The sequence below is a fragment of the Maridesulfovibrio ferrireducens genome, assembly GCF_900101105.1.
GTDB classification, from domain to species: Bacteria; Desulfobacterota; Desulfovibrionia; order Desulfovibrionales; family Desulfovibrionaceae; genus Maridesulfovibrio; species Maridesulfovibrio ferrireducens.
In genome coordinates, this window is sequence record NZ_FNGA01000007.1 from 48,982 (window position 1) to 63,333 (window position 14,352).

The following is a 14,352-nucleotide window of genomic DNA, read 5'->3' on the forward strand; positions in this document are numbered from 1 at the left end:
ATTCAGCAAAAACTACGCATAACAACTATTTAAAACATATCACAACACATTAAAAAATAAAACCTAAAGAAAGATATTCTGCGATCTTTAAAAAACTCCCTGAAAATGATTCTTGCTTGTTATTTATTTGTTACGTAAGTTTTTATTTTGGAAAATAAATCATTATCCCCATTTTTGTATTTTGTAAGAGGTTTCTTTGAATCAAAATGAATATTCTTTAGCTGAACTTGGTTGGAAAGACTCTTTCCGAGACCAACTCTCTGCCGATGAACAGGCTAATTCCCTGCCTGCCAGAGTTATAAAAACTCACAAAGGCCACCTCGTTGTTTCTACTGGAAAAAATGAACATCTTTTACAAATAGCTGAAACCGGAGTTGGCAGTTTAAACGAACAGCCCACTGTCGGGGACTGGCTTTTATTGGATGGCGAATCATTAGTTCCTTTACGTTTACTGACACGCACCAGCCTTCTCCAAAGGATGAGTCCGGGGCAGGAAGTTAAACTTCAACCAATTGCAGCGAATATCGACACATTACTGATTGTCTCTTCCTGCAATACGGAATTTAACCTTAACCGCCTTGAACGCTATATATGCCTTGCATTCGATGCCGGAATTGAGTTTGTGATGGTTCTGACCAAAGCGGACTTAGCTGATGATCCCGAAGAATTTAAAACTAAAGCAAGACAGCTGCATGAAACTATGCCGATTATGCTTGTTGATGCTAAAGACAAAGACAGTGTAGACTGCTTGCAAAAATGGTTCAGCAAAGGTGAATCTCTGGTTCTGCTGGGTTCGTCAGGAGTAGGGAAAACAACCCTGCTGAATACTATTAACGAAACCGAAAAAAACAAAACCGCTGCAATACGTTTAGCTGACGACAAAGGGCGTCACACAACGACAACACGCTCTCTCCATGTCATGCCTTCCGGAGCGCTATTGATTGATGTACCCGGTATAAGGGAATTACAACTTCACGACTGCGAAGCCGGGGTATATAGTGCATTCTCTGAAATTGCTGAACTGACTGAAGAATGTAAATTTACAGATTGCAGCCACACAAATGAGCCTGGTTGCGCAATAAAAAAAGCTCTTGATGAAGATAGAATTGATATCAGAAGACTTAAAAATTATCTTAAATTATTAAGCGAAACACAGCAGAACAAAGAAAACATTTCTGAAAAAATTAAAAGAAAATCAAGCTCAGGAAAAAAGAAGAAACAGGCTAAATCTAAATGGATTGGCTAGCTTTTATCATAAAAAAAAGGCCGCCCAATATGGAGCGGCCTTTTTCTTTTTAATCAATAAAATGACTTAACGCTTCTTTAAGATCCAGATGCTCAAAGTTAAATCCGGCTGTTATCAGTCTTTCAGGTAATACAAACTGACCGTTTAACAGCACCTCTTCTGCCATCTGACCGAGTATAATCTTAAGAAAAAATGCAGGCACCCGTAAATAAACAGGCTTATCTAAAACCTGCCCAAGTGTTTCCATAAACTTATTCGAAGTTACAGGGTGCGTTGAACTCAAATTATAAACACCCTTACAAGATTTGTTTTCAATCAAATAAATAATTGCCCTAACTTCATCATCAATATGAACCCAAGAAACGCCTTGATGACCATTCCCGAGATAACTCCCCAGACCCAACTTAAAAGGGACGATCATTTTACTCAGAGCTCCGCCACATCCTAAAACCATACCTGTTCGAACAATTGCCCTTCTAACTCCATGCGTTTCGACTCCGGCGGTCGAAGCTTCCCACTTTTTAGCAACTTCAGCCAAAAAGGAATCGCCAGCCGGGGACTCCTCAGTAACCGGTTCCGCTCCTGTTGGGCCGTAATAACCTGTGGCCGAGGCTTGTATTACGACCTTCGGACGAACTTTTGCTCTTGCAACAGCCTCACTTACAGCTTGTCCTGCTGCTAATCTACTGCTTAAAATTCTATTTTTTTTAGCCTTATTCCAACGACCTGAAGCTATGTTTTCCCCGGCAAGATTTACTATTGCAGTAGCGCCTTCTGCAAATTCTTCCCAACCTGATGAAGACTTTCCATCCCAAACAACATTTCTTACGCCGGAAATATCAGAAACTCTTGTCGATCTTGTTAAAGAAAAGACTTGATATCCTTTAACTGCCAGAGCCTTACTTAACTTTTTACCTATAAACCCGGTTCCGCCCGTGATAACAACTCGCATAAGCCCCCCTGCTGAACTTTAAAACGAAATTATCTTACAGATTCACGCTCTTCGATTTTACCGGAGACAGGCAGTTTAACAATAAAACGCGTCCAACTACCCGGCAAAGAAGAAACTTCCATACTCCCTTTGTGGTGATCAGTAACAATAAAATATGATACGGACAGCCCAAGCCCGGTCCCCTTCCCGACGCCCTTTGATGTAAAAAACGGCTCAAAAATTCTTTTACATTTTTCCTCATCAATCCCAGGACCATTATCTTCTATTTCAACGACGACCATACTGTTTACTATCTGCACTTTGAGTGTAAATCGTGGATATTCGCCATTGTATTTTTTTTCAGCCATGGCTTCTGTTCCATTCTTAAATAAATTAAGAAAAACCTGCTGAATTTCATTACCTTCGCAAAAAACATCAGAAAGATCAGGTGCGTAATCGCGAACAATTTCTATCTTTCGAAAATCATATTCCTTCACCAAATCGTAATCGTTCGAAATCAAATCTAAAGTTCTATCCATAATTTCAGTTATACTATGATATTTAAAGCTCTTATCACTTTTACGACTAAAACTGAGCATGTTGCTCACAATCTTAGCTGCGCGACTGCTAGAATCCTGAATTGCATCCAGCATTCGCGGAACTTCTCTTTTTTTCAAATAATTACGAACATTATCAAGTGAAATCTCGCATTCCTTTGCAGCCTCTTCATTCTGCAAAACGTCGGTAAAAATACGCCTTTTAATATTTTGCACAGACCCAAGAATCACAGCGAGAGGATTGTTAATCTCATGCGCCATACCCGCCGCAAGACCGCCCAAAGACATCATTTTCTCCGTCTGCATTAACATCTGTTCCATATTAATGCGCTCGGTTACATTATCAATAATGATAACAGCTCCTTGAACGTCATTAGAAAGTAAGGGATAAATAGTCACATCTTCATAATGAATTTCACTACTCCCCTTCCAATTCCGCTTACGCGTTACATGTTCTTGACGGGTGCTTATAGTCTGACGAATAAGCTCAATTTCTTTTCCCAGATAAGGTATGACTATTTCCAAAGACCGCCCTACAACCTCTTTCGGAGACAAACCCGTAACACGCTCAGCCTCAGTATTCCATTGAGTAATAATACCCATTTGATCAACACCGATAAGCATGGAAGGCATAGAATTAATAACATTAGTTAAATAACTTTGAACTTTTCTAAGTTCCTCTTCGGCCTGATGACGTTCAAACAGTTCAAGAGTTAATTCCTCTGTTTTTTCCTTAACCCGAAGCCGAAGCATCCATGTCCACAAAATAAAAAATGCGAGAAAAGCTAGAAGAGGAGTCAAAATCCATATCGCATATTGAGCGTACTCACGATACACAGATTTACGTTCGTAGACACCGAACCACTTATTATAAATTTCATCATATTTGCCGGAATTTTTGATTAAGGACAAACCTTCATTGAGCTGCCCAAGAAGTTTTTTATCTCCTTTATGTACAGCAAAACAGTAATCACCCGGCTCAATAGGAGGTCCGACAGTTATGATATTAGTAATGTTCTCCTTGTTAGCCCAAAAAATATTTTGCAATTTTCCGAGCAAAGCAACGTCATGCTTACCGGAAGCCAAAAGTTTCAAAGCTTCAATTTGGGAACGAACCGGAACAATAGTAGCGTCAGGATAATTTTTCACAACGTAATCGTTCATAATGTCGCCACGCTGAACAAGAATTTCCTTTCCGGAAAGATCATCTAAAGAACGTATATCAGAGCCTTGGCGAACAAAAATTGCATGAGAAACAATATTATGAGGCATAGAAAAATCAACAAATTTAGCACGTTCAGGAGAATAATACATACCTGTTAAAGCATCAATTTCTCCACGTTTCAAGGAACTGAGAACCTCATTCCATGGCCCGAGATCGATTTTAATACGCAGTCCCATAACCGCAGCGACAGCACGCATTATGTCAACATTAAACCCTGAAGGAATACCGTTATCGAGAAATTCGTAGGGAGGATAATTATAATCTCCCTGAACAAGAATGTGAGCAGCAGATACTTTGGCTGGAAAAACAAAAAGACATAGCAAAAAAGTAAAAATTATAAACAAATCTCTGACGTGAAAATTCGAAGTCATTAAAATCTCCGAGTACTTTCTACAGGTCCAACGGAACTGTCCATGAATTTGCTTCACCCATTTTCACATACAACAACACCATCATAGAATAGCTAAATTTCTACTCTTAATAACAATAAACCATTTTTTTATAATGATGTCCAGATCACAAAAAAAGAGCAGACTCATTCCATAACATATTAATTACTATAAATATTTTAATTAATACGGTAGAATAAGCTGCTATAAAATAACAATAAAACAAGTTCTAAGAAAGGGAGTGGTAAATATATCCTGCAGATATAAACACTAAAGAGTGTGGGCTGATATCAATCATTTTTTAGAAAAAGAATTAGTGAAAACGCAAATTATTATTTAATTAGGTCTTCTTAAAATCTAAGCGGCTTTCAAGCTGCGCATCATAAATTTAAGAGCCTCAGCGTATAATTTGGGAGGACTGTATGGAGTTAAAAGTTTAGTTCGGACTGCACCTACAAGGTTACACAAAACAACAGAAGCTGTCTCAGCTACCAACAAATTAGGGATGGAACCATCCCGAACTCCCCGTGCAACACAATTTTCCAGCAAAACAGGGATCTGAGCAAACTTATGGACCATAGCATCCCGGTCCGCTCCCGTTTTAAGATCACTAAAAGGTGAACAGCGAACAAGAACGAGAAAATCTTCATCTGGATCAATTGAAAATTCCAGATAACGTTTAGCGAACCTATATACAGCATCATAACCATTCTCTGCCTGTAAAACCTCGTCTTGAAGAGTAGAACTAAGTCTTTCAGCTACATCAAATCCGGCTTCTTTGAACAGTTTTTCTTTGTTTCCGTAATGATGTGAAAGCAGTCCGACCGCAACACCTGCCCGGTCAGCAATCTTCTTAAAGGTTGTGCCGCTGTATCCAAGTTCACCGAATATTTCTTTAGCTGTTTTTAAAACTATTTCTTTTTTTGTCATCAAGAATCTCTTTTTTTACTTTAATATCTATAATAATAAAAATATTTTTACGTAAATCCCTTGTAAACGTCAACGCTACACTAAAAAGACAAAAGCCCCTCTGGTAAGAGGGGCTACTGCTTTAAGGAATGGAAACTGAAGGTGGGTTTACTAACTGATCAATAAAAAACTGCTGCTAACAATTATATCTTAACTAAACAGTGATATTTAAATGATCTAATCAATGCCTGACAACTTTAAAATACGATGCGGTCGCATTTTAAGGTTGTATCCAAGCTATTTCACATTGTAAAATGCGGTAGAAAATTTCTACTTTTTTTGCCGCCGCCATTCACACTCCATGTCAAGACCCCTACAGTCTTAATTGAAGGAATTCTACAGCTGCAAAAGACAACATCAAACCTTGCACAATCCGCTCAGATCAATCTTGATCGGCATCAACTGAGACAATATCTACGTTCAGTTTTTATTTTTGTCAACAAATTGTAAAAAAATATTTAACAAAATACTTTTTTCACATAAACCCTATTTATACCTGACTAATAAAATACAATTAGACAGCTTACATCATATAAAAACTTAAATATATATAATAAAAATACAATTTATAGCCTTAAAAAAGCACTGATTGATCATTCAACCTAGATCTATATATTGTCGACTTACAAACTACGGATTTAAAATTATAAAGTAATTATTAACGTCTTAACCGGGTTGCGCCTCACTCAAGGTTCAAGTAATGTATAAAAAATTATAGGAGGACAGTAAGCATGATTTTTTCAAAAATATTAATCCCTGTTGACGGCTCAATACACTCAGACAACGCTGTAAAATATGGCTTTGAGCTGGCCGAAATGTGCGAAGCGAAAGTAATCCTGTTACACTGCCACCCTCCTGTTCCATCCGGACTGGGTGAACCTAATTTTCAAAAAGCTATAGACACAGCAACCCGTAACTCTTACGCTATTCTTCAAAAATACATGGACGCCCCTCAGGCGGAAAAAATATCACTTAGTGATAAAACTATTGGCGGAGATACAACTAACTCAATCATAACAGTCTCAGAAACTGAAAAATGCGACTTGATTATAATGGGATCAAAAGGAAAATCAGATCTAGAGGGATTACTCATTGGTAGTGTTACACATAAAGTGCTGAACACCGCGCATTGCCCTGTTTTAATAATAAAATAGCTTCACTAACGATTAAACACAGTTATTTTTTAAATGTATTTTTTTCTCCTAAAAATCAGATTGTAATTAAATAATTTTTAATTTAATTTAATAAAAATAATCTATTTAACTTGAATCTCTGACTAAAATTTAATTATATTTTCCTAACCCACAGGGAGAGGTGCATGCGGCTTTTGACAAGATCTGACTTTGACGGTTTAGCTTGTGCAGTCCTTCTAACAGATATCGGAATTATGGATAACTGGATGTTTGTCCATCCTAAAGATGTTCAGGACGGCAAATACCCCGGAGACCCCAACGACATCGTTGCAAACGTTCCGTATATCGAAGGTTGCGGATACTGGTTTGACCACCATTCCAGTGAAGAAGAGCGACTTGGAATGGATCTTGATTTTCAGGGAATGTCCAGAAAAGCAAAAAGTGCTGCAAGAGTCATCTGGGAATACTTCGGCGGACATGAAAAATTCGACGATAAATTCGACGAAATGCTATACTATGTTGATAAAGTAGATAGTGGTGATCTGACAGCTGAAGAAGTCGAAAACCCAATCGGATGGATCATGCTCGGTTTCATTATGGACCCGAGAACAGGACTGGGACGATACAGACATTTCAATGTAAGTAACTATCAGTTGATGGAAAACTTAATCGAATATTGCCGGACTCTTAACATTACCGAAATTCTTGAACTGCCAGATGTTAAAGAACGTATAGATCTTTACCTTGAAAGAGATCAACAATTCCGGGAGATGCTCGTAGCCAGAGCAGAAGTCTTTGCAAATGTTTTGATATTAGACCTTCGTGAACAAGATGAAATTTATCCAGGTAACAGATTTACAGTATACTCGATGTTCCCACAGTGTGATGTAAGTATTCAGATTATCTGGGGTAAACTGAAACAAAACACAGTATTTTCTATCGGGTACAGTATTATTAAGCGCACCTGTAAAGTTGATGTGGGTAGCACACTTCTGGAATACGGCGGTGGTGGCCACAAGCAAGTTGGAACATGTCAGGTCCCCCACGATCAGGCTGATGCAGTTCTCGGAGAACTGATCGCGAAATTTATGAATAAGTAGTCACTGCTAAATTAATTACACATAGAGCCGCCATAATTGACGGCTCTTTTTTTGGTCTCAGAGTTTAGTTAAGATTGACAATTCGCACTTTTTGTTAATAATAAGTACACATCTTTTAATTTTAGAAAACAAAAAAACGAGAACCTTTAATCCTTATGAATTATATAAAAAGTACTGATTTTTTTCTTCCTGAAATAAAAAATAAGACCGCGCTTCCTTTTTTTCTATCGGAAGTCGCCGCCGGATTCCCATCTCCGGCCGATGATTATATCGATAAAAAAATGGACTTGAATGAACACCTTATCAACCACCCTGCCGCAACTTTTTTCGTCCGCGCATACGGAGACTCTATGCAGGACGCAAACATTGAATCTGGAGATATACTGATTGTAGATAGAGCTTTGGACGCAATTAATAATTCCATAGTAATTGCAGTATATAATGGAGAGTTAACGGTCAAAAGACTGAAGCAGACGAGAAATAAATTATTCCTCATGCCTGAAAATAAAGATTACCCAGCATTGGAAGTAACTGAAGAAACATCTTTCGAAATATGGGGAGTTGTAACTTACATCATTCATAAAGCTGGATCATGAAAATTTTAGCTCTGGTTGATTGCAACAATTTCTATGTTTCATGTGAACGAGTTTTTATCCCGTCATTGCAGAACACTCCGACCGTAGTTTTATCAAACAATGACGGCTGTGTTATCGCACGTTCACAAGAAGCAAAAACTATTGGAGTTCCTATGGGAGCGCCTGCATTCAAATATAAAACTTTTTTTGAAAAACACGGAGTACGCGTATTCTCATCAAACTACGCACTCTATGGAGATATGTCGCAACGAGTTGTTAACACTCTTTCAACCTTTGCATCCTCAATGGAAGTCTATTCTATAGATGAATCGTTTCTGGAGTTTTCCGGGGAGGATTTAAAAAATCTAAATGAAATAGGACAAAAAATAAGACAAAAAGTCTTAAAGTGGACAGGAATCCCCGTATCAGTAGGTTTCGGAATTACAAAAACCCTTGCTAAGGCTGCCAATAAATTTGCTAAAAAAGAAAAATGGACAAACGGTGTATTCGAACTTTGCGACACGCATAAAAACGAAGATTTTCTAAAGCAGATTCCAGTGAATGACATTTGGGGGATCGGCAGAAAAAACGGTAAAAAATTATCAGATCGTAACATTACAAATGCGTATCTTTTTAAAGAACTGCCCGACTTATGGATTAAAAAAAATCTGACAGTTACGGGACTGCAGACAGCAATGGAATTGCGCGGTATCCCCTGTTTCACTTTAGATAAATCTCAGCCCACAAAGAAAACCATTGTTACCTCCAGATCTTTCGGAAAACCCGTTTTAAGTTTGCCTGAGCTGGAAGAATCCGTTGCATCTTACGTGACCAGAGCTGCTGAAAAATTAAGAAAACAGCAATCTCTTGCCGGAGGAATAATGGTTTTTATTGAAACCAATCCACACAATACCCTTCCGCAATACTCAAATTCCGCAACAATAAAATTTCAAATAGCAACGGACTACACCCCTGAACTTATTTCAGCCGCTATCAAAAGCCTTAGATCAATTTACAAGACCGGATACCGATTTAAAAAAACAGGAGTAGTTCTGTTGGATATCATTAATAAAAGTAATCGGCAGGCAAATCTTTTAGAGCTTACAAATAATATCAGAAACGAAAAGCAAAATAATCTAATGAAAATTCTGGATGCTGCAAACACCAGATTCGGCAAAGGAACTTTGAACTATGCTTCAGAAGGAATTAATCAATCTTGGCAGATGAGCAGAAATTTTAAATCTCCAGATTATACTACATGCTGGACGGAACTTCCTGAAATAAAATAATATATTCCAACCTTACAGCATGCTTCTTACCAATTCAGAGATCAACAGAACATTACTTTTGCACTGCTCCCCATATATGCTAAAACTTGCTCATTCCAAAAGATTAGGGCATGAACAAAAAAGAAGTGAAAAGCTACTGAAACCATTTTTCGTAAAAAAGGAATAATCCTATATATGATGAATAATTCATCTGCCCGGCTAATAAAAACCGTCAAACTTATGGGCGCCCCCCTGATTCTTGCCATCCTTCTCACAGGATGCGGAACAAAAGAGGAGGCTGCCGGCCTTCATCAGACAGGAACTGTCGCGTTCATGCTTAACTGCGACGAATCCGCAGCGACCTATTTTAAGAAGGCTCTTGATGCCAACCCCGAATTCGGTCCCAGCTACATAATGCTCGGAGACTGTTACCTTCGTGAAGGTAAAAATCAGGAAGCAGTCGATATCATCCTCAAAGGATTCGAAATGAATCTTGATGAAGGTCAAGAAAGACTTGCACACAGAAAACTGGCCCGCGCCTATAAAGAGCTCGGTCAGCCTGAAAAAGCTCTTGAGCACATTACTATCTATACTAGAATGTCAGTGTATCAAGAAAAGTTTAGTCCTCAAAAACTAAATGATACTGAAAGATTTGTAGCAGAATTACCTCTTCCGGAAGGACATGAAGTTGTTTCTGTTTCCAAAATAATGGAAGACACCATTAAAGCCAGAGAAAGTTCTAAAACTGCAAAAGATAATGAATCAAGCCTATTAGATATGTTCGACATTATGTAAGATTATTATTAACACCTTAAAATCCCGCACCCTTTAAAAGAGTGCGGGATTTTTTTTTGAAAAAACACCCCTTGCGAAGATTTTTACAAATTTGACGACAGGCTGTCTTTGTTTTATCAGATCAACCTATAGTAGTTTAATATGGCAACCTTGCTTAAAACAATAACAGACTGCAAAACTGATAGAATTTAGAAAATCAAGCATCTTTATTGTTATCCAACTGGATAACGAGCTATAATTACTTGTATTTTTTGTAAATCTTAACCTAAATAAAATTATACCTTCGTAAGCGTTAGTTTCATTTAACTTGACAGGTTCACCATTTGGCTTAAAAAGATTGCGTATTTTTAAAAAAAAATAGGTTTATTCACCTTAATATATCGAACAAACTCGCAAGACTCAGGAGAGTCGCTTTGAAATCTCAAAAAGATAAAATATTAATTGCAAACAGAGGCGAGATTGCCGTGCGTATCATGCAGGCATGTAAAGATCTCGATCTCGATTTTGTCAGTGTATACACGACTGAGGATAAAGATTCTGGACATGTCACTCTTGCAAGAGAGCTCGGCGGGGAAGAATCACTTTACAAAATCAGATCCTACAACGATGCCGGTGATATTCTTTCTGTTGCGGATGAAACGCTTTGTACAGCGGTTCACCCGGGTTACGGTTTTTTCTCTGAAAACTACCGTTTTGCCCGCAGAGTAACAGAAAGAGACAGGCCAATGATTTTCATCGGCCCTTCATGGCGGGTTATTCGTGATCTTGGTGACAAGATTAACACCAAACGTTTAGCCAGAAAACTTGATGTACCTACAATTCCCGGTTCTGACCGGGCCATTTACGATGAACTAGAAGCAGAAGAAATTGCTTCTAATTTATTTGAATTCCAAAACGAACAAGGTGTTAAAAGCCCTGTAGTTCTTGTTAAAGCGTCAGCAGGCGGCGGTGGAATGGGAATCGATGAAGTCTACAGCATCGAAGAATTCCGCCAAGTTTACCGTCAAATCAGAAACTACTCACTGCGTACCTTTAATGATGAAGGTGTTCTTATTGAACAGCGCATATTCAACTTCAACCACCTTGAAGTACAGATTGTTTCTGAAAAATCCGGTAAACATCACGTCCACTTCGGCACCAGAAACTGTTCGGTGCAAAGCCCCGGCAGACAGAAAAGAATCGAAGTAGCTCCAGGATTCTTCCCGGAAGGCATGACCTATTCCTTTGACGCTCAAAAAGTTATTGAAGATATTGTTGCCCATTCATTAAGTATGGCTCACGAAATCAACTATGACAGCGTAGGCACATGGGAATGGATTGTAACTCCAAAGGGAGACCCTTTCCTTATGGAAGTAAATACTCGTATTCAGGTTGAAAATGGTGTTTCAGCTGAGATTTCAAGTATTAACGGTGACTCTAATGTGAATTTGATCAAAGAACAGATCAGACTCGCACTTGGAGAAGAACTCGGCTACACACAAGACGACATAACACTTAACGGTGTCGGGATTGAATATAGAATTATCGCAGAAGACACCGATGACAAGTTCTCTCCTTGGGCTGGAGAAATTGAAGAACTTCATTGGAAAGAACATCCGTGGCTCAAAATGCACACTCATATTCCTAAAGAACTGCCCTATCAGATCCCTACCGAATTTGACCCGAATCTGGCTCTAGCCATTATTTGGGGAAAAGACCTGAACGAAGCCAAAAAACGCGGACACGAATTCCTTAATGAATTCGTACTGACAGGAAAGGACAGAAAGAACATTTCACTTAAGTCCAACCTGAAGTTTCTGGCCAAGAAAACAAACAATCTACTGGAATTCTAATTATACATTATGGATATAGAAAAAAAACTGGATGGATTAATCAAGCGGGTCCAGTATGCGCGCGACATCCTCGGAGACACCGAGGATAGACGCCTTACTGCTTTTGCCCAAAAGCTTGACACCTTCCTAGATCGAAATATTAATCTGACTCAGGAAGAACTGTGGGATAAACTTAACACCGTAGCTGAAAGCCTCGCTGTTCTGGAAAAGGATATTGATAATACCCTTACTCCCATGGATAAAGTCCGTATTGTTCGTCATTCCGAAAGAATCTGTCTTAAAGATATTCTTGAAAATGTTTATGACAACTACACTGTTGTCGGCGGCAAGGATGACATGAGCATCGACCCCGGTATGGTTATTGCGCGAGCCTACATCTCTAGAAGAATTGGCAAAAAAGTGCATAATCAGCCCGTCATGGTAGTCGGACAGGAAAAAGGACACGGACAGGAATTCCGTAACGGTGGCTGTATCAAACCTTGGGGAAATGCTAACGCACTTCGCTATATGAAAGTCGCTGCCCGCGAAAATATTCCCATCCATACCTATGTATTTACTCCCGGTTCATTCCCGATTGAAGACTACCCGGGTGCTGCTCAGCAAATTGCTGAAAACATCTATGAAATGTGCGGATTGGATGTTCCGATCATCTCCGTTATTTCAGAGGGTGGATCAGGCGGCGCAGAAGCCATTGCTATGGCAGATAAACGCCTAATGCTTTCCCACGGTTATTACTCGGTTATATCCCCTGAGGGTGCGGCTGCAATCGAAGGAAGGCTTCGCGGTGGACAACGTGCCCCGACTGAGTTGATCGAGTCTTGCGCCAAAAATCAGCGCATTACTGCGAAAGACAACCTCGGATTCGGTTACATCGACGGTATTATCAAGGAACCCGCATTAGGTTCCCGCCCTGAACATTTTGAATTTTATAAAACTATCAGAGCTGAAGTTATCAGAGCCACTGATGAAGTAGTTTTAAGCGTGAAAGGCCTCAGTCCGTTTCGTGGCGTAGCAATTAAAAGCCGTAATAAAAAAGAACTGACGGATGAATCTGTATTTGTACGCTGGTCTATCAACAGCAATGAAAAAGACCGCTTGCTGTGGAAGAGATATAAAAAATACCGTCGCATGGCTCAAGATGCCTACGAAGATAAAAGAACTCTGGTAGAAAAAATCAATTCTGCGAAAGTGGATGCTATGGCTGCTGCTTATTCCACTATCCGCTATGATTTAATAAGAAAATACCAATCCAAACTTCAAAGATTTGTTGAAGAAACTAAAGACGAACTTCATGTCATAACTAATAAAGTTGACCAATTGAAACAACGAGTTATAGGCAAAGTCGGATTTTCCACCAAGGAAAGCTCCGAAGTCGAATTTGCTTTGACAAAACTTTCTGCACAGAAAGATGACGATATTCCACCAGCAGATTATAGACATTTTGTCAGCCCCAGAGCTTCAGAAGACAGGGAAATAACCTGCCCTAATGCTGAAAAAGACGGCTGCCTTGAAATATGGTCACGTGATCTGTTTGACGAATTCGGCGGGGTCTGTCCTACTTGCGGCCATCACTTCCCTATGGAATACCGTTGGTATCTTGCCAATGTATTTGACTGGGGAACTGTGCGCGAATTCAATAAATCAATTTGTGCATCCAACCCGACCAACTTTCCTAACTATCAGAACAGGCTGGACGCGGCGAAAGAAAAAACCGGACTACAGAGTGGTTGTATTACTTTTGAAGGTCATATTAAACACACCAAAGTCACCTGCGCTACACTTGTCGCCCCTTTTAGAGGTGGATCAGTCGGCGCTGCGGAAGGTGAAAAGTTTATTCGCGCCCTCGAACTTGCCGGTAAAAAAAGATATCCATTTCTGGCCTATGTTCACGGAACTGCCGGAATCAGGATTCAGGAAGGAACAAACGGACTGATCCAAATGCCGCGCTGTACTCTCGCAGTACGCCGTTACATTGAATCAGGCGGACTCTATATCGTTTTATATGATACAAACTCATACGCAGGACCTGTAGCCAGTTTCCTAGGCTGTTCACCATATCAGTATGCAGTTCGTTCATCCCGTCTCGGTTTTGCAGGTCCCGGAGTTATTAAAGAAACTACAGGGCTCGACATTCCACCGGATTACCATTCCGCTTACAACGCTCTCTCCCGTGGTCATATTCAAGACATCTGGGACCGCAGAGACATCCGCAGAAATCTGCATCAGGCTTTTCTTACCGTTGGTGGAAGAAACCTGTATTACAGATAATAAGCATCCCCGAACAAAATCAAAAAGCCTCTTTCTGCTTAGCAGAAAGAGGCTTTTTTTTATT

The 14,352-nt window shown here is 39.5% G+C and carries 11 protein-coding genes; 8 read left to right on the top strand and 3 right to left on the bottom strand.

Going from position 1 to position 14,352, the window contains the following annotated elements:
* Positions 1-196: 196 nt before the first annotated feature.
* The gene (rsgA, locus tag BLT41_RS16765) at positions 197-1,246 is read left to right on the top strand and encodes a ribosome small subunit-dependent GTPase A (protein ID WP_092163263.1); all 1,050 of its coding nucleotides are present in this window, start codon (positions 197-199) and stop codon (positions 1,244-1,246) included.
* Between the two features lie 49 nt (positions 1,247-1,295).
* Here rsgA and BLT41_RS16770 read toward each other — a convergent pair whose 3' ends face one another.
* The 3 genes from BLT41_RS16770 to BLT41_RS16780 form a co-directional block, all read right to left on the bottom strand.
* Positions 1,296-2,198, bottom strand: coding sequence for a TIGR01777 family oxidoreductase (locus tag BLT41_RS16770; protein ID WP_092163264.1), 903 nt, complete (start codon positions 2,196-2,198; stop codon positions 1,296-1,298).
* A gap of 29 nt (positions 2,199-2,227) precedes the next feature.
* Positions 2,228-4,330, bottom strand: a complete 2,103-nt coding sequence (locus tag BLT41_RS16775; RefSeq protein WP_092163265.1) for a transporter substrate-binding domain-containing protein — start codon at positions 4,328-4,330, stop codon at positions 2,228-2,230.
* Positions 4,331-4,705: 375 nt separating this feature from the next.
* Positions 4,706-5,278, bottom strand: coding sequence for a TetR/AcrR family transcriptional regulator (locus BLT41_RS16780; RefSeq protein WP_092163266.1), 573 nt, complete (start codon positions 5,276-5,278; stop codon positions 4,706-4,708).
* Between the two features lie 770 nt (positions 5,279-6,048).
* Here BLT41_RS16780 and BLT41_RS16785 point away from each other — a divergent pair.
* The 7 genes from BLT41_RS16785 to BLT41_RS16815 all read left to right on the top strand — a co-directional run bounded on the left by BLT41_RS16785 (position 6,049) and on the right by BLT41_RS16815 (position 14,288).
* Positions 6,049-6,471: a universal stress protein gene (locus BLT41_RS16785; RefSeq protein ID WP_092163268.1), complete on the top strand. Its 423-nt coding sequence runs from the start codon at positions 6,049-6,051 to the stop codon at positions 6,469-6,471.
* 164 nt (positions 6,472-6,635) lie between these two features.
* Complete coding sequence (locus BLT41_RS16790) at positions 6,636-7,550, top strand: DHH family phosphoesterase (protein ID WP_092163271.1); 915 nt, start codon at positions 6,636-6,638, stop codon at positions 7,548-7,550.
* A 155-nt stretch (positions 7,551-7,705) separates the two neighbouring features.
* Entirely contained in the window at positions 7,706-8,146 is a 441-nt protein-coding gene (locus BLT41_RS16795; protein WP_092163274.1) for a LexA family protein, read from the top strand.
* Positions 8,143-9,414: a Y-family DNA polymerase gene (locus tag BLT41_RS16800; RefSeq protein ID WP_092163278.1), complete on the top strand. Its 1,272-nt coding sequence runs from the start codon at positions 8,143-8,145 to the stop codon at positions 9,412-9,414. The genes BLT41_RS16795 and BLT41_RS16800 overlap by 4 nt, the downstream gene beginning before the upstream one ends.
* Positions 9,415-9,588: 174 nt before the next feature.
* Positions 9,589-10,188, top strand: coding sequence for a tetratricopeptide repeat protein (locus BLT41_RS16805; protein WP_244512320.1), 600 nt, complete (start codon positions 9,589-9,591; stop codon positions 10,186-10,188).
* Positions 10,189-10,601: 413 nt separating this feature from the next.
* On the top strand, positions 10,602-12,020 hold the full coding sequence (locus tag BLT41_RS16810) for a biotin carboxylase N-terminal domain-containing protein (protein ID WP_092163281.1): 1,419 nt from the start codon (positions 10,602-10,604) through the stop codon (positions 12,018-12,020).
* A gap of 9 nt (positions 12,021-12,029) precedes the next feature.
* Positions 12,030-14,288 carry a carboxyl transferase domain-containing protein gene (locus BLT41_RS16815; RefSeq protein ID WP_092163283.1) on the top strand — a complete coding sequence of 753 codons (2,259 nt, stop codon included), beginning with the start codon at positions 12,030-12,032 and terminating at the stop codon, positions 14,286-14,288.
* Positions 14,289-14,352: the final 64 nt, after the last annotated feature.